Below are 23305 nucleotides of genomic sequence, written 5' to 3' on the forward strand. Positions count from 1 at the left end.
CCCAAGGACATCGACGGGCGCACCGTGCCCGGGCACTGGGAAGGAGACCTGGTCATCGGCAAGAACGGCCGCTCCGCCATCGGGACACTGGTCGAGCGCACCACCCGCTTCGTGATCCTGCTGCACCTGCCAGGCCGGCACGACGCCGAAGCCGTCGCCGACGCGATCGCCACACAGATCACCCGCCTTCCCGAGCACCTGGCCCGGTCCCTGACCTGGGACCAAGGCACCGAGCTGACCGCCTCCCACCGGCGCGTGCGCGCCGAAACAGGCCTGACCGTGTGGTTCTGTGACCCCGGCGCTCCCTGGCAGCGCGGGACCAACGAGAACACCAACGGCCTCCTGCGCCAGTACTTCCCCAAAGGCACCGACCTGTCCAAGCACACCCAGGAAGACCTCGACACCGTCGCCGACGGCCTCAACAACCGCCCCCGGATGACCCTCGGCTGGCACACCCCCGCCGAAGCCCTCGCCGACGTAGCCTGAAACCCCCCGTTGCACTCACCGATTGAATCCGCCCGCCGTTTCCCTGCGTGTCGCCCGATCTCGAGGGCGTGCGCCCGGCCCACCCGTCGGTCTACCCTCGGCGACATGCGCGGAGAGCTCCTCGACCGGTCCGAGCGCGAGGGCGAGCCCGGACGCTTCATGATGCAGAACCCCCGGATGCTCAAGGTGGACCTCGCCGGCACCGGCGGGTTCTTCTACGCCGTCCAGGGCTCGATGGTCGCCTACCAGGGCGACGTCGACTTCGCCTACGAGGGCTCCGGAGGGATGTCGCGCTTCCTCAAGAAGGCGTTCACCGGTGAGGGCATGTCCCTCATGAAGGTCTCCGGCAGCGGCGACGTCTTCCTCGCCCAGGACGCCGACGAGGTCTTCGTCCTCGAGCTCGAGGACGAGTCGGTCACCGTCGGCGGCAAGAACGTCCTCGCCTTCGAGAGCACGCTGACGTGGGACATCAACCGCGTCGAGGGCGCGTCGATGATGAGCGGCGGCCTCTTCAACACGACGTTCACCGGGTCCGGGATGATCGCCGTCCTCGCGTACGGCAACCCCGTCGTCCTGCGGGTCGACGTGCCCACCTTCGTCGACATGCAGTCGGCCGTGCTGTGGTCCGGCGGGCTGCGGTCCTCGGTGCGCCGTACGGCGAAGCTCGGCGCCGTCGTCGGCCGCGGGTCCGGCGAGGCCTTCCAGCTCGCCCTCGAGGGCGAGGGCGTCGTCGTCGTGCAGGCCTCCGAGGGTCACCCCCCGCCGGCCACCGCCGGCTGAGCGTCCGTCCCGGGTCTCGACAGCGGGGGTCCCCCGGCGCACACTGGGTCGATGGAGCGGCCCCGCGCGGTGGGTCGCCGCGGCGTCGTCACCGACGTCCGGGGCGACGGCCGGGCGCTGCGCGCGACGTGGCACGACGACGCGGGGGTCCTCGTCCTCTCGGTCTGGCGCGACAACGTGTGCGTCGCGACGACGCGGGTGGCGCCCGCGGACGTCCCGGCCCTCGTCGAGGTCCTCGTCGGCGGGCTCGCGGACGTCGCCACCGCGTCCGGCGCGGAGCGCGACGCCGGCTGAGTCCGCCGGGAGCGCCCCCGGAGACCGGCCCCGGTCAAGGGCTACCGATGCGTAGCCCGGGGCCGGGTCAAGTGCCGGTCAGGATTGCCCCAGAACCGGCGTCCCCCGCGTGCCGGAGCCCCCGTCCGAGGGCGCCCGTCCCTACGGTCGAGCCGCATGGGACACCTCCGACGCACCGCCATCGCCGCCCTCGCGGCCGCCCCGCTCGTCCTCGCCCCGGCGCTACCCGCCGCGCAGGCCGTGGGCAACGGGCCGAACTACGACGGCCACGGCCAGATCACGACGAGCAGCCTCACGACGTACGACGAGCTCGCCGACTTCCTCCGGAAGCAGGACGCCAGGCAGGACGCCATGGAGCTCGACGTCATCGGGCAGAGCGTCAAGGGCCGCGACCTCTACCTCGCCTCCTGGGTCAGCGACCCGGACAACCCGACGATCCTCTACCTCACCCAGCAGCACGGCAACGAGCAGCTGACGACCGAGGGCGCGATGCAGTTCATCAAGCACCTGGGGACGGGCAAGGGCTCCGGCGTCCTGGACGGCGTCAACGTCCTCGTCGTGCCGATGCTCAACCCCGACGGCGCGATGGGCGACGTCGACTTCGACCTGTCGGGCTACATCGCCAAGGGCGACCGCCACCTCACCCGGTACAACGCCAACGAGGTCGACCTCAACCGCGACCACGTCGTCCGTGAGCAGCCGGAGACCCAGGCGCTGCACGAGAACGTCCTGCAGGCCTACGACATCGACTACATGATCGACCTGCACCACCAGGGCGCGTACAGCGCGATCGACGAGGGCTTCGTGTCCGGCTCGATCCTGCACCCGACGACCCCGAACGTCGACGCCGACGTCCTCGAGGGCTCCAAGCGGCTCGGCTCGGTCGTGTACGACGCGGTCGACAGCAAGGGCTGGGGCCTGCTCGGCAAGTACAGCGGCGGCAGCGCCGAGACCATCAGCCGCAACGGACTGGCCGTCGAGTACGGCATCTCCACCCTGCTGTTCGAGATGCGCGGGATGGCCGACCACGCCGCCGAGAACGGCGACTACGTCCTCGGTGCCCGCAGCAGCGGCTACCTCGTCCAGCAGACCGTCGTCACGCTGTCCGAGACCGCGGCGGCCATCGCCGACGGATCGATCGAGACCGCCGACACCTCGTTCTGGGACACCCTGCAGACCCAGTACTGGAACGAGCCGAACTGACCGCAGGCTCCGTCGTCCTCCCCGGCGCGGCCCCCCCCCCCCCCCGGGGGGGGGGGCGGCCCCCCCGGCCCCCCCCCCCCGCCCCCCCCCCCCCCCCGCCGGCCCCGCCCCCCCCCGGCGCGGCGGCACTGGTGGCGCGCCGGCCTCGGCGGCACACTCCCTCCATGCAGCTCTCCCCGCTCGGTGTGCGCGCCACTGCAGGCACGCTTCTTGCGCCCTCGGGCATCGTGCTCCGACACCAGTGGACCGACGACGGCCTGACCGTCTCCCAGGTGTCCAACGGGGCGCACGTCCTCCACCTCGCGGTTGCGGTGTGCGTCCTGAACGACACCTACCGTGAGGCGGAACGGCTCGGCATCGTCGTGGAGGGGGTCGCGGTCGACGCGGACGGTGGCTTCGACGATGACTGGAGGTCAACCGGCGTCGAGTACTCCGTGACGGTCGACTCCTCGGCCTCGCCGGACTCGTTGGCGCTTCTCGCGTCGGTCGTCGACGACGCGGCGGAGATCCCGCGTGCCCTCAGGGCCGGCGTCCCCGTGGCACGAGCGACCTGACCCAGAACGTCGAGCCCTCGGCAACGAGCCTCCTGTGGGCGCACGAGCCTGCTGAAGGAGGCTCGCCGCTCGGAAGGAGGCTCGTGCGCGAGGTGCCTCCTCCGGGCAGGAGACCACGGGTCGCCGGGGGCTCAGGCGCGGCGGGCGAGGACGAAGGCCTGGCCGTGCTGCTCCCGTCCGAGCGGGTCGCGGACGAGGCGGGCCTCCCGCTCGAGCCCAGCGGCGGCCAGCGCGTCCATCATCTGCTTCGGGCCACGGTGGTACCGGACGAGGCGGACGTCGTGCCCGCGCTCGCGTAGCCGCCGACCGACGTCCCACTCCCCCGTGCCCGTCTGGAACGCGACGAGGACGAGCCCACCGGGGCGGAGCACCCGGGACACCTCCGCGAGGGCGCCCGGGAGCTCGTGGTCGGGCAGGTGGATGAGCGAGTACCACGCGAGGACCCCGTCGACGCAGGCGCCCGGCAGCGGGAGGGCCGTGAGGTCACCCTCCAGCACCTCGAGGTCCGGGTGGTCCCGACGGGCCGTCGCGAGCATCCCGGGCGAGAGGTCGACGCCGACGACGGAGCACCCCCGGTCGGTGAGGTAGCGGCCCATCCGACCCGTGCCGCAGCCCGCGTCGAGCACCCGCGTCCCCGGACCCGACCGGAGCCGGTCGACGAGGTGGTCGACCATCGCGAGGTCGACGGCCGCCTCGGGCTCGGTCGTCGGGAAGGCGGCGGCATAGTCCTCGGCGGTCGCGTCGTAGGCGTGCCGGACCTCGTCGCGCCCGCCGTCCACGGGGTCAGGCCAGGCGGGCGCGGAGGCGGTCGGCGACGGCGTCCGGCGTGAGCCCGACGGCGTCGAGCACCTGCCCCCGCGAGGCGTGGTCGAGGAAGCGTTTCGGCAGACCCATCGTGTCGACGGGCACCTCGACGTCGGCCTCCCGCAGCGCGGCCGTGACCTGCGAGCCGATGCCCCCGGCGACGACGTTGTCCTCGACGACGGCGACCCGCGACGCCGCCCGCGCCATCGTCACGACGGCGTCCGGCACCGGCAGCGCCCACACCGGGTCGACGACCCGGACCCGGTGACCCTCGGCGGCGAGCTTCTCGGCCGCCGTGAGGGCGGTCGCGGCCATGGAGCCGACGCCGACGAGGAGGACGTCGACGTCGCCCTCGTCCGGCTCGGCGAGGACGTCGACGCCGCCCTCGACCCGCACGGCCTCGATCGGCTCGGCGACGCTGCCCTTCGGGAAGCGGACGACCGACGGGGCGTCGTCGATCGCGACGGCCTCCCGGACCGCACGCGAGACCTGCTGTCCGTCCCGCGGGGCCGCGAGGTGCAGCCCGGGGACGACCCCGGTGATCGTCATGTCCCACATGCCGTGGTGCGACGCACCGTCCGGGCCGGTGACCCCGGACCGGTCGAGGACGATCGTCACGCCGGCCCCGTGCAGGGCGCAGTCCATGAGCAGCTGGTCGAAGGCGCGGTTGAGGAACGTCGCGTAGACGGCGACGACGGGGTGCAGCCCGGAGAACGCGAGCCCGGCGGCCATCGTCATCGCGTGCTGCTCGGCGATGCCGACGTCGAACGTGCGCTCCGGGTAGTTCGTGCAGAACGGCTGGAGCCCGACGGGGATCATCATCGCCGCGGTGATCGCGACGACGTCCTCCCGCTCGCGGCCGATGTCGACCATCGTGTCGGCGAACTCGTCGGTCCAGGACCGGCCGGCGATCTCGAGCGGCAGACCGGTCTCGGGGTTGATGACGCCGACGGCGTGGAACTGGTCGCCCTCGTCGTTGACGGCGTGCTCGTACCCCCGGCCCTTCTGGGTGAGGACGTGGACCAGGACCGGTCCGCCGTACGAGCGGGCCCGGCGCAGCGCCACCTCGACCGCCTGCTCGTCGTGGCCGTCGACCGGCCCGACGTACTTGAGGCCGAGGTCCTCGAACATCCCCTGCGGCGCGACGATGTCCTTCAGGCCCTTCTTCATGCCGTGGAGCGTCTCGTACATCGCGCCACCGAAGACCGGGGCGCGCGACACCGTCGACTTGCCCCAGCCGAGGAAGCGCTCGTAGCCGCGGGTCGTGCGCAGGGTCGTGAGGTGGTCGGCGAGCCCGCCGCGGGTCGGGGCGTAGGAGCGCTCGTTGTCGTTGACGACGAGGACGAGCGGCAGGTCGTCCTCGGCGGCGATGTTGTTCAGGGCCTCCCAGGCCATCCCGCCGGTGAGTGCCCCGTCGCCGATGACGGCGACGGTGTGCCGGTCCCGCTCACCGCGCACGACCCGCCCGGCGGCGATGCCGTGCGCCCAGGACAGCGACGTCGAGGCGTGCGAGTTCTCGACGACGTCGTGCACGGACTCGGCGCGGCTGGGGTAGCCGGACAGGCCGCCCTCCTTGCGCAGGGCGGAGAAGTCGTGACGCCCGGTGAGCAGCTTGTGCACGTAGGACTGGTGACCGGTGTCGAAGACGATCGCGTCGCGCGGGCTGTCGAACACGCGGTGCAGTGCGATTGTCAGCTCGACGACGCCGAGGTTCGGCCCGAGGTGCCCGCCGGTCCGGGAGACCTCGTCGACGAGGAACCCGCGGATCTCCTCGGCGAGCTCCGGCAGCCGCGCCGCGGGCAGCGCCTTGAGGTCCGCGGGACCGCCGATCCCGTGCAGCAGGCCCACGCGGCCCTCCTCGTCGTCGTCTCCGGCAGCGTGCATCCCACCGATTCTAGGCGCCGCCCCACGGGTCGCGGCACTCCCCCGGCCCCCGGCAGGGCGATCTGCACAACACCTTCAGGGCGCTCTCACCCGTCGACCTGGAGGCCCCGCCCTGGCAGACTCCGTCCATCCACCCGGTCGAAGGAGCTCGGATGCGACGGTCGATCCTGGCGGCGTGCGCCGCGACGGCACTGGTCCTCACGACGGCGGGCTCGGCGGTCTCCGCCCCCCGACCGACGTACGAGGTCGACGAGGAGGACCTCGCGGCGACCGTCGCCGAGGTCGAGCAGGCCACCGGCGAGGACGCGACGTCCGGTGTCATCGCGGGCGCCGCCTGGGTGGCACAGGTGCCGGAAAACTGGAACGGCGACCTCGTCGTCTACGCCCACGGCTACCGCGGCACCGGCACCGACCTCACCGTCGACCCGCCGCCCGCCTACCAGGCGCTCGTCGCCCAGGGGTACGCCTGGGCCGCGTCGAGCTACCGGCGCAACGACTACGACCCCGGTGTGGGGATGCTCGACACGAAGAACCTCACCCAGCACATGCGCTCGGTGCTGGGGCGCCGGCTCGACAAGACCTACCTCGTCGGGTTCTCGATGGGCGGGCACGTCACGGCGGCCGCGATCGAGAAGTACCCCTCGCTCTACGACGGCGCGCTGCCGGCGTGCGGGGTGCTCGGCGACGTCGAGCTCTTCGACTACTTCCTCGACTACAACCTCGGCGCGGCGGACTTCGCCGGGCTCGACGCCGTCGACGTCGACTACCCGAGCGAGGACTGGCTGCAGGACACGGTCCCGGACATCCAGGCGGGGCTGTCCGTCGCCCCCGGGCCGACGTGGGCCTACGCCCTCACCCCGCAGGGGCAGGACTTCAAGGACTTCGTCGAGGTCGGCTCCGGCGGGGAGCGGGTCACCTTCGACACCGCGTGGCAGTACTGGCACGCCCCGCAGAACGAGGCCGGGAACTTCCTCTTCGGGCTCGGTGCGGGCGACGGGACGATCGCGAACCGGTCCGGCGGCGTCGGGCAGAACAGCGACACCGACTACGGGCAGGAGTACGGCCCGCGGTTCGCCGGCCTCGACGACTCGGTCCTGCGGGTCGAGGCCGCGAACCGGGTGCGCCGCTCCCAGGGCGTGCAGCCCGCGCCGATCGTCGACGGCACGCCGTCGGTCCCGGTGCTGACCCTCCACACGACGGGCGACCTCTTCGTCCCCATCGAGATGGAGCAGATCTACGCGGACGAGGTCCGGGCCAACGGGCTCGGGGACCTGCTCGTCCAGCGCGCCGTCCGCGACGTCGGGCACTGCACCTTCACCGGCGAGGAGATCGTCACCGCGTACACCGACCTCTTCCGCTGGGTCGAGACCGGCGTCCGGCCGGCCGGCGAGGACCTCGTCGCCGACATCTCCTCCCCGACCCTCGGCTGCGCCTTCACCCGCGGCACCGGCGGTAGCGGGCTACGGGCGGCCCTGGAGCCCTGCCCCCGGTGACACCGCCGCCGGCGACGTCGCGCTGAGCACGTCCCGCTGACGACGCCCCGTCACAGTCGTGGGACGAACTCGAGCCCGCGGAGGGCGTCGAGCAGCAGCCCCGCGCCCCGGCGTGCCGCGACGAGCCGGACGCCCTCGCACTCGAGGTCGGCGAGGACCTGCGCGACCCCCTCGGGGCCGATGTCGTCGACGAGGGCGACCCGGATCTCGCGGTAGGAACCGCGCATCCCCTCGAGCTGGGCGTCGAGGTGGCGCACGGTGAGCCACGCGAGGGCGACGGGGTGGCGCCGCCACGCCGGGTAGAGCCGGTAGTCGGGCGGGCAGTGGTCGAGCAGCCAGCCGCTCGCCCGGTGCTCCCAGCCGCGCACCCCGGGGGGCGGCACGCCTTGCGGCCACCCGGGCGGACCCCCGGCCCCGGTGGCCCCCGCGCTCGACCGACGCCGGGCCGGCGCCGCCGGGGTGGGCCGCCGGAGCGGAGGCTCCACCGGGGCCGGATCGTCGAACACGTGTTCGATCATAGGGGGTCGGATCACATCGTGGACCGCGCCTCGGGGAATAACCAGGAGTTATACATTGCAGAATGTTCCGTGACTCCCAACGGAAGGCAGCACGCATGACGACCTCCACCGCGTCCTCGCGGACCCTCCGCGCCCCACGAGGCGGCCGACCCAACGGCCAGTGGGCCGTGGACGGCCGCGCGCCGCTCAACGGCAACGAGGAGATGAAGCAGGCCGGCGACGGCCTCGAGGTCCGCGAGCGGATCGAGCAGGTGTACGCCAAGGAGGGCTTCGCCTCCATCCCGGACGACGACCTGCACGGGCGGATGCGGTGGTGGGGCCTGTACACCCAGCGCCGCCCCGGCATCGACGGCGGCCGCACGGCGACGCTCGAGCCGCACGAGCTGTCCGACGAGTACTTCATGCTCCGGGTCCGGCTCGACGGCGGGGCCCTGTCCCTCGCCCAGCTGCGCGTCCTCGCCGACATCTCGACCGAGTTCGCCCGCGGCACCGCCGACATCAGTGACCGGCAGAACATCCAGTACCACTGGATCCGCATCGAGGACGTCCCGGAGATCTGGCGCCGCCTGGAGTCCGTCGGGCTGCAGACGACGGACGCGTGCGGCGACACCCCGCGCGTCGTCCTCGGCAGCCCGCTCGCGGGCATCGCCGCCGACGAGGTCATCGACCCCACCCCCGTCATCGACGAGATCGTCTCCCGCTTCGTCGGCGACCCCGAGCTGCAGAACCTGCCGCGCAAGTTCAAGTCGGCCGTCACCGGCCACCCGAGCCTCGACGTCGTCCACGAGATCAACGACATCTCCCTCGTCGGCGTCGTCCACCCCGAGCACGGCCCCGGGTACGACCTGTGGGTCGGCGGCGGGCTGTCGACCGCCCCCCGGCTCGCGGAGCGGCTCGGCACCTTCGTGTCCGAGGAGCGCGCCGCCGAGGTGTGGCACGCCGTCGTGCGGATCTTCCGCGACTACGGCTACCGCCGGCTGCGGACGAAGGCGCGGCTGAAGTTCCTCCTCTCCGAGTGGGGTGCCGCCGAGTTCCGCCGGGTCCTCGAGGAGGACTACCTCGGCTACGCACTGCCGGACGGCCCTCCCCCGCCGCGGGCGACCTCGCCCGGCGACCACGTCGGCGTCCACGCCCAGAAGGACGGCCACCGCTACGTCGGCGCCGCGCCGGTCGTCGGCCGGGTCAGCGGTGACGTCCTCACCGGGCTCGCCGACCTCATGGCCGCCGCCGGCAGCGACCGGATGCGCCTCACCCCGCACCAGAAGCTCGTCGTCCTCGACGTGCCGCAGGACCGGGTCGACACGCTCGTCGCCGGGCTCGAGGACCTCGACCTCTCGGTCACCCCGAGCCTCTTCCGGCGGCACACGATGGCGTGCACCGGCATCGAGTACTGCAAGCTCGCCATCGTCGAGACGAAGGTGACCGCGGCCGAGGCCGTCGCCGAGCTCGAGCGCCGGCTCGCGGACGTCGCCCCGCAGCTGGACACCCCGATCAGTCTCCACGTCAACGGGTGCCCGAACTCCTGCGCCCGCATCCAGGTCGCCGACATCGGCCTCAAGGGCCAGATCATCACCGTCGACGGCGAGCAGCAGCCGGGCTTCCAGGTCCACCTCGGCGGTGGCCTGGCGTCCGCCGACCGCGACGAGGCCGGGCTGGGCCGGACCGTCCGCGGGCTCAAGGTCACCGCGGCGGACCTCCCGGACTTCGTCGAGCGACTCGTGCGTCGGTTTATGGAATCCAGAACTCCCGGTGATACGTTCTCCAGTTGGGTCCACCGTGCCGACGAGGAGGAGCTGCGATGACCGCCGTGGCCACACGGACGCGCCGCACGCCCGACCAGCTGCGTGCGCTCGCCGAGGAGGGCGAGCGTCTCGTCGGCGACGGCACCGCCGACGAGATCGTCGCCTGGGTCGCCGAGACCTTCCCCGAGCGGATCGCCGTCGCGAGCAGCATGGAGACCGGCGTCCTCTGCCACCTCGTCTCCCAGCACGTGCCCGGCGTCGACGTCCTCTTCCTCGACACGGGATACCACTTCGCCGAGACCCTCGAGGCCCGCGCCGACGTCGAGGACCGGATCGACGTGAACGTCGTCGACGTCAGGGCCCGGATGTCCGTCGCCGAGCAGGACGCCGCCTACGGGCCCCGCCTGCACGACCGCGACCCCGAGGCCTGCTGCCGGATGCGCAAGGTCGAGCCCCTGCGCGAGGCGCTCACCGGCTACGAGGTGTGGATGTCCGGCGTCCGCCGCGACGAGTCCCCCGACCGGGCCGACACCCCGGCGGTGACGTTCGACGAGACGAACGGCATCGTCAAGGTCAACCCACTCGTCTCCTGGTCCCAGGACACGATGACCGGGTACGGACTGCGCCACCGGGTCCCGACGAACCTGCTCCTGTCGCCGATGTACCCCTCGATCGGCTGCGAGCCGTGCACCTCCCCCGTCGCCCCGGGCGACGACCCGCGCTCGGGCCGCTGGGCCGGCCGCGGCAAGACGGAGTGCGGTATCCACCGCTGACGACGTCCCACCCGGCGTCGGCACCCGACGTCACGTCCGCACGGGCGGCCGGCTGCGCGCCGGCCGCCCGTGACGTGGTTCCGGGGGTCGGTCAGCCGACGAGGATGCCGGCGATGGCCGCGCTCATGAGGTTCGCCAGCGTCGCCGCGGCGATGGCCCGCACGCCGTAGCGCGCGATCTCGGGACGCCGCTCCGGGGCCAGCCCGCCGAGGCCGCCGAGGAGGATCGCGAGCGAGCCGAGGTTGGCGAAGCCGGTGAGGGCGAACGTCACGACGGCCTGGGTCTTGGCGCTGAACTGGTCGGCGACCGGACCGAAGTTGCTGAAGGCGACGAACTCGTTGACGACCGTCTTCTGCCCGACGAAGCTGCCGGCCTGCACCGCCTCGGCCCACGGCACGCCGATGACGAACATCACCGGGGCGAAGACGTAGCCGAGGATCCGCTCGAAGGTGAGGTCCTCGAGCCCGACCCAGCCTCCGGCGGTGCCGAGCAGCAGGTTGAGCAGGGCGATGAGCGAGATGAACGCGAGGAGCATCGCGCCGATGTTGGCGGCGAGCTTCAGGCCCTGCGCGGCGCCGTTCGCGGCGGCGTCGATGACGTTGACGTGCTGCTCCTCGTCGGGGACCTCGTCGCGCTCGTCGTCGGACGCCTCCTCGCCCTCCGTCGAGCCCTCGACCGCGGCGACCGGCACCCCGTCGGCGTCCACCTCGTCGGTCTCGGGCACGACGATCTTCGCCATGAGCAGCGCCCCCGGCGCGGCCATGAACGCCGCGGCGATGAGCTGGTCGAGCTCGGCGCCGAGCAGGGAGTAGCCGACGAGGACCGACCCGGCGACGGTCGCCAGGCCCCCGGTCATCACGGCGAAGAGGCTCGAGGTCGAGATCCGCCGCACGAACGGCTTGATGACGAGGGGGGACTCGGTCTGCCCGAGGAAGATGTTCGTCGCCGCGTTGACCGACTCCGCCCGGGAGGTGCCGAGCAGCACGTGCAGCCCGGCACCCAGGACGGCGACGACCCGCTGGAGCACCTTCCAGTGGTAGAGCACCGAGGTGAGCGCCGCGAAGAAGACGATGATCGGCAGGACCTGGAGGGCGAAGATCACCCCGTCCTCGGGGACGAGGGAGCCGAAGAGGAACGAGATGCCCTCGGTCGAGGAGTCGATGACCGCCTGGACGCCCTCGGTCGCGGCACTCAGCGCGGCGCGCCCGGGCGGGACGTAGAGGACGAGCACCCCGAAGACGACCTGGAGCGCCAGCGCCGCCCCCACGGTGCGCAGCGCGATGGCCCGCCGGTCGGTGGAGATCGCCACCGCCGCGGCGAGCAGCACCGCCATGCCGCCGATGCCCCACAGGACGTCCAGCACGTGAGCCTCCTCGCTCGGGAGGCGGCCGACCCTGACGTCGCCCGCCGGACCCGTCACGCTATCGGACGGGCGGGGGGGCGGCCCCCCCCCGGGGGGGGGGGGCCCCCCCGCCGGCGCCTCGTGCGCGGGTCAGCGCACGAGCGAGCGGAGCACGTACTGGAGGATGCCGCCGTTGCGGTAGTAGTCCGCCTCGCCGGGGGTGTCGATCCGCACCACCGCGTCGAACGTCGTCTCCGAGCCGTCCTCGGACGTCGCGACGACGGCGACGGTCGACGGCACGGCGCCGCCGTCGTTCATCGCCTCGACCCCGGTGACGGAGAAGGTCTCCGTCCCGTCCAGCCCCAGCGAGTCGGCCGACTCGCCCTCGGGGAACTGCAGCGGCAGCACGCCCATCCCGATGAGGTTGCTGCGGTGGATCCGCTCGTAGGACTCGGCGATCACGGCGCGCACGCCGAGCAGCGCGGTGCCCTTGGCGGCCCAGTCCCGCGAGGACCCCGAGCCGTACTCCTTGCCGGCGAGGACGACGAGCGGGACGCCCGCCTCCTGGTAGGCGGCGGACGCGTCGAAGATCGTCGTCTGCTCACCCCCGTCGAGGAAGTTGCGGGTGAAGCCGCCCTCGACCCCGTCGAGGAGGAGGTTCCGCAGCCGGATGTTGGCGAAAGTACCCCGGATCATCACCTCGTGGTTGCCGCGCCGCGAGCCGTAGGAGTTGAAGTCCTTGCGCTCGACGCCGTGCTCGGCGAGGTAGGTGCCGGCCGGGCTGTCGCCCTTGATCGAGCCCGCGGGGCTGATGTGGTCGGTCGTCACCGAGTCACCGAGCAGCGCGAGCACCCGGGCGCCCGAGATGTCCGAGACCGGCTCCGGCTCGGCGCCCATCCCGTCGAAGTACGGGGGCTTGCGGACGTAGGTCGACCCGCCGTCCCAGTCGAAGGTGTCGCCCTCGGGGGTCGGCAGGCCCTTCCACCGCTCGTCGCCGGCGAAGACGTCGGCGTAGTCATCGGTGAACATGTCCTGGCTGATCGCCTGCTGGATCGTCGCCTCGACGTCCGCGGGGGCGGGCCAGATGTCCTTGAGGAAGACGTCGGCACCGGACTCGTCCTGGCCGAGCGGCTCGCTGTCGAAGTCGTGGTCCATCGTCCCGGCGAGGGCGTACGCGATGACGAGCGGCGGCGAGGCGAGGTAGTTCATCTTCACGTCCGGGTTGATCCGGCCCTCGAAGTTGCGGTTGCCCGACAGGACGGAGACGACGGCGAGGTCGTTGTCCTGGATCGCCTGGCTGATCTCGTCGTTGAGCGGACCGGAGTTGCCGATGCACGTCGTGCAGCCGTACCCGACGAGGTGGAAGCCGAGCTTCTCGAGGTAGGGCCACATGCCGGCCTTCTCGTAGTAGCCGGTGACGACCTTGCTGCCCGGCGCCATCGAGGTCTTGACCCACGGCGGGACCGTGAGGCCCTTCTCGACGGCGTTCTTCGCGAGCATCGCGGCCGCCATCATGACCGACGGGTTCGAGGTGTTCGTGCACGAGGTGATCGAGGCGATCGAGACGATGCCGTGGTCGATCTCGAACGACGCACCGTCCGGGGTGGTCACGGTGACCTTCGTCGACGGGCGCCCGGAGCCGTTCCCCGAGTGCGCGGGGGCGGACCCGCCCTCGAAGCCCTCGGGGGTGCCCTGGGGGCTGGGGTCGGAGGCCGGGAAGTCGGAGGCGTTGCCGTCCTCGCCCTCCTCGTGGCCGACGTAGGTCGGCAGGACCTGGCGGAAGGCGCGCTTGGCGTCGGTGACCTCGATGCGGTCCTGCGGGCGCTTCGGGCCCGCGATGGACGGCACGACGGTCGACAGGTCGAGCTCGAGGTACTCGCTGTAGCGGGCCTCGGTCGAGGCGTCGAGCCACATGCCCTGCTCCTTGGCGTAGGCCTCGACGAGCGCGACCTGCTCGTCGGACCGGCCGGTGAGGCGCAGGTAGTCGAGGGTGACGTCGTCGATCGGGAAGATCGCGCACGTCGAGCCGAACTCGGGGCTCATGTTGCCGATCGTCGCGCGGTTGGCGAGCGGGACGGCGGCGACGCCCTCGCCGTAGAACTCGACGAACTTGCCGACGACCCCGTGCTCGCGGAGCATCTCGGTGATCGTGAGGACGACGTCGGTGGCCGTCGCGCCGTCCGGGATGGACCCGGAGAGCTTGAAGCCGACGACCCGCGGGATGAGCATCGAGACCGGCTGGCCGAGCATCGCGGCCTCGGCCTCGATGCCGCCGACGCCCCAGCCGAGGACGCCGAGGCCGTTGACCATCGTCGTGTGGCTGTCGGTGCCGACGCAGGTGTCGGGGTAGGCGACGCCGTCGCGGACCATGACGGCCCGGGCCAGGTGCTCGATGTTGACCTGGTGGACGATGCCGGTGCCCGGCGGGACGACCTTGAAGTCGTCGAAGGCCGTCTGGCCCCAGCGGAGGAACTTGTACCGCTCGCCGTTGCGCTCGTACTCGATCTCGACGTTGCGCTCGAAGGCGTCGGAGCGGCCGAAGACGTCGATCTGCACGGAGTGGTCGATGACGAGCTCGGCGGGGGCGAGCGGGTTAATCTTCGTCGGGTCGCCGCCGAGGTCGGCCATCGCCTCGCGCATCGTCGCGAGGTCGACGATGCACGGCACTCCGGTGAAGTCCTGCATGATGACCCGCGCCGGGGTGAACTGGATCTCGGTGTCGGGGGCGGCGTTCTCGTCCCACCCGCCGAGGGCGCGGATGTGGTCGGCGGTGATGTTCGCGCCGTCCTCGGTGCGCAGGAGGTTCTCGAGCAGCACCTTGAGGCTGTACGGGAGGGTCTGGCTCCCCTCGACCGCACCGAGCCGGTAGATGTCGTAGGACGCCTCCTCCACCTCGAGCGTGCCGTGGGCGTCGAAGCTGTTCGTGCTGGCCACCGGGTCTCCTTCGTGTCTCGGGCGTCGTCGCGCCGATGTCCGGTCGATATATCTTGATGTCAAGATATCTAACCACACCGGCCGTTGCACCGTCGAGCCTATGCCCGTCGTCCGCGCGTCGCGAGGGGCCGGCGCCGTCCCGTCAGGAGGGGACCGGAGCGATCGCCTCGAGCACCTCGACGGTGCGTGTCCATGCCGGGGTGTCGACGTCGACGAGGTCGAGGTGTCCGCCGTCGACCTCGACGAGGGTCGCCCGACCGCCGGCCGCGCCCGCCGCGTCGACGTACCGGACCGACTGCTCGAACGGGACGAGGTCGTCGCCGCTGCCGTGGACGCACCACACCGGCTGGTCCAGCGGGACGGCGGCGAGCGGGTCGGCCGCCGCGTAGGCGTCCGGGACCTCCTCGGGCGAGCCCCCGAGGAACTCCGTCGTGGCCCCGGCCCCGAGGCCCTCCTCGGCCGCGGCGACGAGGTCCAGGACGCCCGCCTGGGCGACGACGTGGGTCGGCAGGACCCGGGCCGCGGACCAGCGCTCGAGGCGGTCCCGGCCGGCCGCCCAGGCCGCGAGCTGCCCGCCGGCGGAGTGCCCGAGGGCGACGACCGGCCCCTCGAGGAGGTCGGTGCCGTCGAGGAGGTCGAAGGCCGCGGACACGTCGTCGAGGGTCGCGGGGAACCCGCCCCCGCCGCCGACCCGCCGGTACTCGACGGTGAGGGCGGCGAAGCCGCGGCCGACGAGGTCCTCGGCGAGCGGTCGCCCGAGCGACAGGTCGTAGGTCTCCAGCCAGAAGCCGCCGTGCAGCACGACGACGACGCCGCGCGGGGTGCCCGCCGGCCGGGTCAGCTCCGCGAAGCGGCTCGGTCCCTCGCCGTACTCCAGGCGTCGGGCGCCCTCGGGTGGGTCGGGATCCCGTCCGGGTGTGCCGCACGCGGCGAGGAGCGGCAGCCCGGCGAGGCCGAGCACCGCTCGGCGGGCAGGTCGGCCGGCGGTCATCGGGACATCCGGTAGTGCAGCCGCATCGCGCGGGCCGGACCGATCCGCAGGTCGTGGTCGGTGCGCAGGACTCCCTCGTCGTCGACGAAGACGAAGAAGCGCTCGTGGACGGGAACCCGGGCGACGTGGTGCCCACCGCCCTCGTGGACGAGGACGTAGGCACCGGGAGCGCCGAACGGGCCCGGTCCGCTGTCGAGGACGAGCGCCCCGTCGGCGCGGGCGCTCGGGGCGAGGAACACCTGGACGTTGCCCTCCTCGAGCGGGAAGGCGACGTGGACGCTCGGCCGCCCCTCACCGGGCAGGGCCGTCGCCCGGTAGGCACCGCTGAAGACCGTGTCACCCGTGCTCCGGAGGCGACGCAGCCAGCCCGCCCAGCGCTGCTCCCCCGCGCCGTCCCTGACGGGCAGCACCCGGCTGTCGATGCCGCGGGAGACCTCGAGGGGACGGACCGGCAGGGCCAGCTGCTGCACCCGCCGGCCGAAGGCCCAAGCGATCGCCGCCCCGCCCGGGGCGAAGACCGGGGACCACTGCGACCAGGCGTCCATCCGCCAGCCCGCGGTGTGCTCGTAGAAGTCGCGGACGAGCGGGTGGAGGTCGGCGGCCACGAACCCGGGTCCGTCGAGCACCGACAGGTCCGGCAGCAGCCCGGCGTCCGGGTCGTCCCGCACGACGACACCGTCCAGTCGCCCGGCGACCGCCTCGAGCCACCCCTCGCCGACGGGTCCCGCGGTGTGCATGGGGGCATCGAGCCACGAGTCGACCGCGAGGTCGACCGGCCGTCCGAGCGCCCGCCACCCCACCCGGGTGCCGCGGTCGACGAGCGGCCAGAGCCTCATGCGTCGGTCCGCTCGAACACGGCCACGCACTCGACGTGGTGGGTCATCGGGAAGACGTCGAACGCCCGGAGCGACGCGAGCCGGTAGCCCTGCTCGACGAGGGTCCGGGTGTCCCGGGCGAGGGCCGCGGGGTCGCACGCGACGTAGGCGACCGCTCGCGGCCGCAGGTCGGCGACGGCCCGCACGACCCCGGCCCCGGCGCCCGTACGGGGCGGGTCGAGGACGACGACGTCGGCGCTCGTCGGGACGAGCGGGGAGCGCGCCGGGCGGCGGGGTCGCCCCCGTCCGCGCCGGCCGCCCTTCGTGGGGCGGGCGACCCCGAAGGCGTCGTCGACGCGGGCCGCGACCGGCAGCACCCACGGCAGGTCGGCGAGGTTGTCGCGGGCGTGCTCGACGGCCCGGGCGTCGGCCTCGACGGCGACGACCTGCCCGCCCGGCCCGACCGCCTCGCCGAGTGCCGCGGCGAACACCCCGACCCCGGCGTAGAGGTCGAGGGCCCGCTCGCCCGGCCGGACCGCGAGCCCGGCCATCGTCGCGCCGACGAGGGCGGCGACGGCCCCCGGGTGGACCTGCCAGAAGCCCCGGGCGGCGACCGTCATGTCCCGGGCGAGCGTGTGCGTCCCGTGGTCGTCGGACCACGTGGCCTCCAGCCGCTCCCGGACGTCGGGGTCGTCCTCGACGGAGCCCCGCTCCCCCACGGCGAGCGCGACCGGGTCCGACGCCGACGGGGTGACGGCGTCGACGGCCCGGGCACCGGGCCAGGTCGCGTCGGTGACGGCGAGGTCGCGCACCCCGGGGGCCGCGATCCGGCAGTCGTCGACGGGGACGACGTCGTGCGAGCGGTGCCGCCGCAGGCCGGGACGACCCGCGTCGTCGAGGGCGTACTCGACCCGGGTGCGCCAGCGCAGGCCGTCGTCGTCGCCGGGGACGGCCTCGACCTCGACGGCGACGTCGAGCCCGGCGAGCCGCCGGAGCTGCTCGCGGACGACCTCGGCCTTGAGCGAGCGCTGGCGCGGTGGGGCGACGTGCTGCAGGTCGCAGCCGCCGCACATTCCCGGGCCGCTCCACGGGCACGGCGCGGTGACCCGGTCCGGGGACGCCTCGAGCACCTCGACGGCGTCGGCCCGCAGGAAGCGGCCTCCGGACCCGATCTCGGTGACCCGCACGAGCGCCCGCTCCCCCGGGATCGCGTGGCGGACGAAGAGCACCCGGCCGTCGGAGCGGGCGACGCAGTGCCCGCCGTGCGCGACCGGTCCGACGTCGACGACGACCTCGGAGCCGACGTCGAGCGCGTCCCCGTCGGGGCCTGCCGGGACGTCGGTCATCCGCGTCGCACGTCGCCGGCGACCGGCCCCTCGAACCGCTCCTCGGTCCCTGCCGACGACGCGAGCTGCCACGGCACCGACGCCACCATGACGCCGGGGGTGAAGAGCAGCCGGGTGCGCAGCCGCAGCGCGCTCTGGTTGTGCAGGACCTGCTCCCACCAGTGCCCGACGACGTACTGCGGGATGTAGACGACGACGAGGTCGCGGGGGCTGTCGGTGCGGATCGAGCGGACGTAGTCCAGGACCGGCCGGGTGATCTCGCGGTACGGGCTGTCGAGCGCCTTGAGCGGCACGGGGATGTCGCGGCGGTCCCACTCGTCCTGCAGGGCGCGGGTCTCGTCCGCGTCGACCGCCACGGTGACCGCCTCGAGGACCGAGGGCCGGGTGGCCCGCGCGTACGCGAGCGCCCGCAGGGTGGGCTTGTGGACCTTGGCGACGAGGATGATGGCGTGCACCCGCGAGGGGAGCATCGAGGACCTGGTGTCGCCGGGCGCGACGTCGAGCTCGTCGCTCACGTGGTCGTAGTGCTTGCGGATCCCCGTCATGAGGAAGAACAGCAGGAGCATCGCGGCGACGGCGAAGCCGGCCCCGTGGACGAACTTCGTGACGAGCACGACGACGAGGACGAGCCCCGACATCGCGGCGCCGATGGCGTTGATGACCCGGCTGCGCATCATCCGGCCCCGCTCGGCCTGGTTCCGCTCGACCCGCAGGTGCCGGTTCCAGTGCCGGACCATTCCGATCTGGGAGAGCGTGAACGACACGAACACCCCGACGATGTACAGCTGGATGAGGCTCGTGACCTTCGCGTCGTAGACGACGACGAGGAAGGCGGCGCCGCCGGCGAGGATGAGGATGCCGTTGGAGAAGGCGAGCCGGTCCCCGCGGGTGTGCAGCTGGCGGGGCAGGAAGCCGTCGCGGGCGAGGATCGAGCCGAGGACGGGGAAGCCGTTGAAGGCGGTGTTCGCGGCGAGGACGAGGATGAGGCCGGTGACGATCGAGACGAGGACGACGCCGGGGTGGAACCCGTCGAAGACCGACTTCGCGACCTGTCCCATGACGGTGTCCTGGACGTAGTCCTCCGGGACGAGCACCCCGTCACGGGCCAGCTGGAGGTGCGGGTCCTCGGCGTACTTCACGCCCGTCCACTGCGCGAGGGCGATCATCGACAGGAGCATCGTCACCGAGATCGTGCCCATGAGCAGCAGCGTCGTCGCGGCGTTCTGGCCCTTCGGCTTGCGGAAGGCGGGGACGCCGTTGCTGATCGCCTCGACCCCGGTGAGCGCCGCGCAGCCGGAGGAGAAGGCCCGCAGGAGGAGGAAGACCATCGCGAAGGAGCCGATCGCCTCGTAGCCGGCCTCCGGCAGCAGCTCGAGCTCGGCGCTCTCGGCCTGCGGCAGCGTGCCGGTGATCTCGCGGAAGAAGCCGACGGCGGCCATCCCGATGATCGTCAGCATGAAGAGGTAGGTCGGGACCGCGAAGGCGCGTCCGGACTCGCGGACGCCCCGCAGGTTCATCGCGGTGAGCAGGACGATGATGCCGACCGCCCACACGGCCTCGTGGCCGCGGACGAAGGAGAAGGCGTTGGCGGCGTTCTGGACGCCCGCCGACACCGACACCGCGACCGTGAGGACGTAGTCGACGAGCAGCGCGCTCGCGACGCCGAGCCCGGCCCTGGGCCCGATGTTGACGCTCGCGACCTCGTAGTCGCCGCCCCCGGACGGGTAGGCCCGGACGTTCTGGCGGTAGCTCGCGATGACGACGGCCATGACGACGACGACGGCGAGCGCGATCTCCCACGAGTGGGTCATCGCGAGCGCACCCCCGGCGAAGCCGAGGGTCAGGAGGATCTCGTCGGGTGCGTAGGCGACGGAGGACAGCGCGTCGCTGGCGAACACCGGGAGCGCGATCTTCTTGGGCAGCAACGTCTCACCGAGACGGTCGCTGCGCATCGCACGCCCCAGGAGCACGCGCTTGGCGAGACGACCCGGACTGGACACGGGGAACACTGTAGGCATGCGCGGCACCCCCGCGGTGCACCTTCCGGGCAGCGGCCCCCGCGGCCGCGCCGCGTAGTACCGTCGGCGCCGTGCACTTCGTGATCATGGGCTGCGGCCGCGTCGGTGCGTCGCTCGCCCGTGCCATCGAGGCCGCGGGCCACGAGGTCGCCGTCATCGACCAGGACGAGGGGTCCTTCCGCCGGCTCGGGGCCTCGTTCGACGGCCGGACCGTCCAGGGCGTCGGCTTCGACCGCGACACCCTGCGCCGGGCGGGCATCGAGGACGCCTACGCCTTCGCCGCGGTGTCCAGCGGCGACAACTCGAACATCCTCGCCGCGCGGGTGGCCCGCGAGAAGTACGGCATCGAGAACGTCGTGGCCCGGATCTACGACCCGGGCCGCGCGGAAATCTACCAGCGGCTCGGCATCCCCACCGTGGCGACGGTGAAGTGGACGAGCGACCAGATGCTGCGCCGGCTGCTGCCCCAGGGTCACGTCCCCGAGTTCACCGACCCGTCCGGACGCGTCGTCATCGCCGAGATGCCGGTGTCCTCCGGGTGGATCGGGCACCGGATCACCGACCTCGAGGCCGCCGTCGACGGCCGGGTCGCGTACCTCACCCGGCTCGGTGAGGGCCTGCTGCCCGGACGGGACACCGTCTACCAGGACGGCGACCTCGTCCACGTCGCCCTCGAGCGCGACCACCTCGCCACCGCGGAGCGGGTCCTCGACGCCCCGCCCCCGTCCTCCTGACCGAAAGGCCGCCGACCTCATGCGCGTCGTCATCGCCGGAGCCGGCAGCGTGGGCCGTTCCATCGCCCGCGAGCTGCTGCGCAACGGGCACTCCGTGCTCCTCGTCGACCGCGAGGCCGACGGCGAGCGCGTCTCGAAGGTCCCCGACGCGAGCTGGCTGCAGGCCGACGCGTGCGAGATCGAGGCGCTGTCCGAGGCCGGGCTCGCGGACTGCGACGTCGTCGTCGCCGCCACCGGGGACGACAAGGTCAACCTCGTCCTGTCGCTCCTGGCCAAGACCGAGTTCGGCGTGCCGCGCACGGTCGCCCGGGTCAACAACCCCAAGAACGAGTGGATGTTCGACGAGGCGTGGGGCGTCGACGTCGCCGTGTCGACGCCGCGCCTGATGACGGCGCTCGTCGAGGAGGCCGTGAGCGTCGGCGACCTCGTGCGGATCTTCGAGTTCCAGCAGGGGCGGGCGATGATGGTCGAGATGACCCTGCCGGTCGGCAGCCCGCTGTCCGGGTCGCGGGTCGGCGACATCCCCTTCCCCGGTGACACCGTGCTCACGGGCATCATCCGCGACGGCTCCCCCATCGCCCCGAGCCGCGACGACGCGCTCGAGCCGCTCGACGAGCTGCTCTTCATCACGACGCCCGAGGCGGAGGCCGAGCTGGAGTCGATGCTCAGCCCCGGCCACCGCAGCCCCCGCGAGGACGACCTCGACGAGGGCTGAGACCTCCGGCGAGGGCCCGGACGCCCGGGTCAGCGCGAGGGCGGCACCGGCAGGTCGTCGACGTCGGCGCCCGGACCCTCCCCCGGCTCGACGGGCGTGCGTCCCGAGACGAGCATCCAGCCCATGACGGCGATGCCGCCCACCCAGAGCGGCCAGCCGAGGGCGATCTTCGCCACCCCCAGCCACGTGACCTCCGCGGCGAGGTAGAGCGGCACCATGACGACGAGCCGGACGGCGAAGACGGCGACGACGACCCACGTGAGCCGCGCGCAGACCCGCACCATGCCCCGGTCCCGCCGCCAGGCGAACGGGTCCTCGGCGGCTCGCGGGTCGCCCGCCCCGACGAGGAACCCGACGAACGGCCACCGCGAGGCGATGGAGACGAGCGCGACGACGAGGTAGGCCCCGCTCGTGAGGATGCCCGGGAGGAACGCGTCCTCGGCACGCCCGGAGCGCAGCGCGAAGAACGCGGCGACCCCGGTCGCGAGGACGGCGCCGAGCACGTGCTGGAGCGAGGAGCGCTGCACGACACGGACGGCGGCGAGGACGAGCGCCACGGCGATCGCGGCGATCGCGGCCGGCTGCACGTCGTTGCCGTTCGCCGTCCACACGACGACGAAGACGACGGTGGGGACGGCGGTCTCGAGCGAGCCGCGCCAGCCCCCGAGGGCCCGGGAGAGCCGCTCACGGATGAGGGCCTCGACCGTGCGGGCGGCCGGGGCCGCGGTCTGCTCGGCGCTCACTGCTTCGGGATGATCTCGTAGGAGGGGTTGAAGATCGTCGGGACGCCCTTGGTCACCGCGACCCGGCCCCGGGCCCGCACGAAGGTGCCGGGCTCGATGCCGCCGATCGCCCGCCGCCCGACCCACACGAGGTTGACGGTGCCCTTGCCGTCCCACACCTCGGCGACGAGCGCGGGGACGCTGCGCCGGGGCGGGAGGGTGACGGTCCGCACGGTGCCGCACACGCAGGCGGGGTGCCGGGGCGCCAGCGCCGTGAGGTCGTCGCCGCCCTCGTCGTGGGACTGCTCGCGCAGGTCGTCGGCCTGCTCCTCGATGGGGGTCCGCGCGAAGTCACGCAGCCGCTCGCGCAGCCCCATCACCGGACCTCGGTGATCTCGGGGCCGCGCTCGAAGGGGTCGAGGTCGTCGCGGCGCTCGCCCGCGTCGTCACCCTCGGCGTCGTCCCCGCCGGGGCCGGAGCCCTCGGCCGCCCGGGCGTCCTGGGGCAGCTGCAGCGGGAGGAGCTCGCGGGGCGCCATCGGCTCGACGCCGCGGACGACGACGGTGCGCGCGAGGACGTCGAGCAGCGGTGCGGCCGCGTCGGCGTCGATCGCCCCGCGGCCGGAGAGGACGGCGCGCAGGAACCAGCGCGGCCCGTCGACGCCGACGAAGACGGCCGGGGCGAAGACGGTGCGGCCGTCCGGGCCGGCCGAGGGCATCCGCGTCCGCAGCTCGGGGCCGAAGCGGCCCTCGGCCTCCTCGACGGTCCCGCCCTGCTTCTCGACGGACGCGGAGATCTCCTCGCGGATGCCCTCCCACAGCCCGGAGGAGCGGGGGGCGGCGAAGGGCTGCACCTGCAGCGCCGAGTCGCCGATGATCATCGTCACGGCCGTCACCTGCTGGGTGGACTGCTGGACCTCGAGACGCAGCTCCATCCCCGCGACCGGCGTGACCCACAGGGCCCCGAGGTCGACCCGGCCGTCCCTGCCCTCGACGTCGGCGACGTCGTGCGGGCCGCCGTCCCGCGCGGTCGCGGGGGCGTCGTCGGCGGCCTGGTCCTGCTGCTCGGCCTCGGTGTCGGGGGTCGTCCCGGAGGGCTCGGTGGAGGCGTTCTGGCGCCTGCGGAAGATGCTCACTACGGCTCGGTCCTGACGTGTC

22 protein-coding genes are annotated in these 23305 nt (G+C 73.1%); 10 read left to right on the top strand and 12 right to left on the bottom strand.

The features are described 5' to 3' along the window. The 5 genes from KC207_RS08970 to KC207_RS08990 form a co-directional block, all read left to right on the top strand. On the top strand, positions 1–486 hold a 486-nt coding region (locus tag KC207_RS08970), incomplete at its 5' end, for an IS30 family transposase (protein ID WP_211602683.1). 105 nt (positions 487–591) lie between these two features. Beyond that, entirely contained in the window at positions 592–1266 is a 675-nt protein-coding gene (locus tag KC207_RS08975) for an AIM24 family protein (RefSeq protein WP_211602684.1), read from the top strand. Between the two features lie 51 nt (positions 1267–1317). Next, on the top strand, positions 1318–1560 hold the full coding sequence (locus tag KC207_RS08980; RefSeq protein ID WP_211602685.1) for a hypothetical protein: 243 nt from the start codon (positions 1318–1320) through the stop codon (positions 1558–1560). Positions 1561–1716: 156 nt separating this feature from the next. Then, complete coding sequence (locus KC207_RS08985; protein ID WP_211602686.1) at positions 1717–2763, top strand: M14 family zinc carboxypeptidase; 1047 nt, start codon at positions 1717–1719, stop codon at positions 2761–2763. Positions 2764–2927: 164 nt separating this feature from the next. Beyond that, positions 2928–3317 (top strand): OsmC family protein, encoded by a 390-nt coding sequence (locus KC207_RS08990; protein ID WP_211602687.1) that lies wholly within the window; start codon positions 2928–2930, stop codon positions 3315–3317. A gap of 131 nt (positions 3318–3448) precedes the next feature. Here KC207_RS08990 and KC207_RS08995 read toward each other — a convergent pair whose 3' ends face one another. Both KC207_RS08995 and dxs read right to left on the bottom strand, forming a co-directional pair. Then, positions 3449–4096: a class I SAM-dependent DNA methyltransferase gene (locus tag KC207_RS08995; protein WP_249138657.1), complete on the bottom strand. Its 648-nt coding sequence runs from the start codon at positions 4094–4096 to the stop codon at positions 3449–3451. A 4-nt stretch (positions 4097–4100) separates the two neighbouring features. After that, positions 4101–6005 (bottom strand): 1-deoxy-D-xylulose-5-phosphate synthase, encoded by a 1905-nt coding sequence (gene dxs / locus KC207_RS09000; RefSeq protein WP_211602688.1) that lies wholly within the window; start codon positions 6003–6005, stop codon positions 4101–4103. A 152-nt stretch (positions 6006–6157) separates the two neighbouring features. Here dxs and KC207_RS09005 point away from each other — a divergent pair, with 152 nt between their 5' ends. After that, the gene (locus KC207_RS09005) at positions 6158–7498 is read left to right on the top strand and encodes an alpha/beta hydrolase family protein (protein WP_211602689.1); all 1341 of its coding nucleotides are present in this window, start codon (positions 6158–6160) and stop codon (positions 7496–7498) included. Positions 7499–7548: 50 nt separating this feature from the next. Here KC207_RS09005 and KC207_RS09010 read toward each other — a convergent pair whose 3' ends face one another. Beyond that, positions 7549–7881, bottom strand: coding sequence for a hypothetical protein (locus tag KC207_RS09010; protein WP_211602690.1), 333 nt, complete (start codon positions 7879–7881; stop codon positions 7549–7551). A 230-nt stretch (positions 7882–8111) separates the two neighbouring features. On the opposite strand from KC207_RS09010, the gene KC207_RS09015 reads away from it, so the two are divergent. Together KC207_RS09015 and KC207_RS09020 are read left to right on the top strand one after the other, a co-directional pair. Then, positions 8112–9818, top strand: a complete 1707-nt coding sequence (locus KC207_RS09015) for a nitrite/sulfite reductase (RefSeq protein ID WP_211602691.1) — start codon at positions 8112–8114, stop codon at positions 9816–9818. Beyond that, complete coding sequence (locus tag KC207_RS09020; protein ID WP_211602692.1) at positions 9815–10531, top strand: phosphoadenylyl-sulfate reductase; 717 nt, start codon at positions 9815–9817, stop codon at positions 10529–10531. Before KC207_RS09015 ends, KC207_RS09020 begins: the two co-directional genes overlap by 4 nt. A gap of 91 nt (positions 10532–10622) precedes the next feature. On the opposite strand, the gene KC207_RS09025 is transcribed toward KC207_RS09020, so the two are convergent. The 6 genes from KC207_RS09025 to KC207_RS09050 all read right to left on the bottom strand — a co-directional run bounded on the left by KC207_RS09025 (position 10623) and on the right by KC207_RS09050 (position 19977). Then, positions 10623–11894 carry a NupC/NupG family nucleoside CNT transporter gene (locus KC207_RS09025; RefSeq protein WP_249138658.1) on the bottom strand — a complete coding sequence of 424 codons (1272 nt, stop codon included), beginning with the start codon at positions 11892–11894 and terminating at the stop codon, positions 10623–10625. 129 nt (positions 11895–12023) lie between these two features. After that, on the bottom strand, positions 12024–14807 hold the full coding sequence (locus KC207_RS09030; protein ID WP_211602693.1) for an aconitate hydratase: 2784 nt from the start codon (positions 14805–14807) through the stop codon (positions 12024–12026). A gap of 142 nt (positions 14808–14949) precedes the next feature. Beyond that, positions 14950–15798, bottom strand: a complete 849-nt coding sequence (locus KC207_RS09035; protein ID WP_211602694.1) for an alpha/beta hydrolase family protein — start codon at positions 15796–15798, stop codon at positions 14950–14952. After that, positions 15795–16634: a hypothetical protein gene (locus tag KC207_RS09040; protein ID WP_211602695.1), complete on the bottom strand. Its 840-nt coding sequence runs from the start codon at positions 16632–16634 to the stop codon at positions 15795–15797. Before KC207_RS09040 ends, KC207_RS09035 begins: the two co-directional genes overlap by 4 nt. Further along, positions 16631–17959: a class I SAM-dependent RNA methyltransferase gene (locus tag KC207_RS09045; RefSeq protein WP_211602696.1), complete on the bottom strand. Its 1329-nt coding sequence runs from the start codon at positions 17957–17959 to the stop codon at positions 16631–16633. Before KC207_RS09045 ends, KC207_RS09040 begins: the two co-directional genes overlap by 4 nt. Next, positions 17956–19977 (bottom strand): APC family permease, encoded by a 2022-nt coding sequence (locus tag KC207_RS09050; RefSeq protein ID WP_211602697.1) that lies wholly within the window; start codon positions 19975–19977, stop codon positions 17956–17958. The genes KC207_RS09045 and KC207_RS09050 overlap by 4 nt, the downstream gene beginning before the upstream one ends. 71 nt (positions 19978–20048) lie before the next feature. Between KC207_RS09050 and KC207_RS09055 the strand changes: the two genes are divergently transcribed. Together KC207_RS09055 and KC207_RS09060 are read left to right on the top strand one after the other, a co-directional pair. After that, positions 20049–20711, top strand: coding sequence for a potassium channel family protein (locus tag KC207_RS09055; protein WP_211602698.1), 663 nt, complete (start codon positions 20049–20051; stop codon positions 20709–20711). Positions 20712–20730: 19 nt separating this feature from the next. Then, complete coding sequence (locus tag KC207_RS09060; protein ID WP_211602699.1) at positions 20731–21426, top strand: potassium channel family protein; 696 nt, start codon at positions 20731–20733, stop codon at positions 21424–21426. 29 nt (positions 21427–21455) lie between these two features. Here the strand turns inward: KC207_RS09060 and KC207_RS09065 are convergent, their stop codons facing one another. The 3 genes from KC207_RS09065 to KC207_RS09075 are packed head-to-tail and all read right to left on the bottom strand — an operon-like array spanning position 21456 to position 23283. Next, entirely contained in the window at positions 21456–22169 is a 714-nt protein-coding gene (locus KC207_RS09065; protein ID WP_211602700.1) for a DUF3159 domain-containing protein, read from the bottom strand. Then, positions 22166–22525, bottom strand: a complete 360-nt coding sequence (locus KC207_RS09070) for an OB-fold nucleic acid binding domain-containing protein (protein ID WP_211602826.1) — start codon at positions 22523–22525, stop codon at positions 22166–22168. Before KC207_RS09070 ends, KC207_RS09065 begins: the two co-directional genes overlap by 4 nt. Continuing rightward, positions 22525–23283: a DUF3710 domain-containing protein gene (locus KC207_RS09075; protein ID WP_211602701.1), complete on the bottom strand. Its 759-nt coding sequence runs from the start codon at positions 23281–23283 to the stop codon at positions 22525–22527. Before KC207_RS09075 ends, KC207_RS09070 begins: the two co-directional genes overlap by 1 nt. Positions 23284–23305 lie beyond the last annotated feature (22 nt).

The sequence above is a fragment of the Phycicoccus avicenniae genome (assembly GCF_018139485.1).
GTDB classification, from domain to species: domain Bacteria; phylum Actinomycetota; class Actinomycetes; order Actinomycetales; family Dermatophilaceae; genus Phycicoccus; species Phycicoccus avicenniae.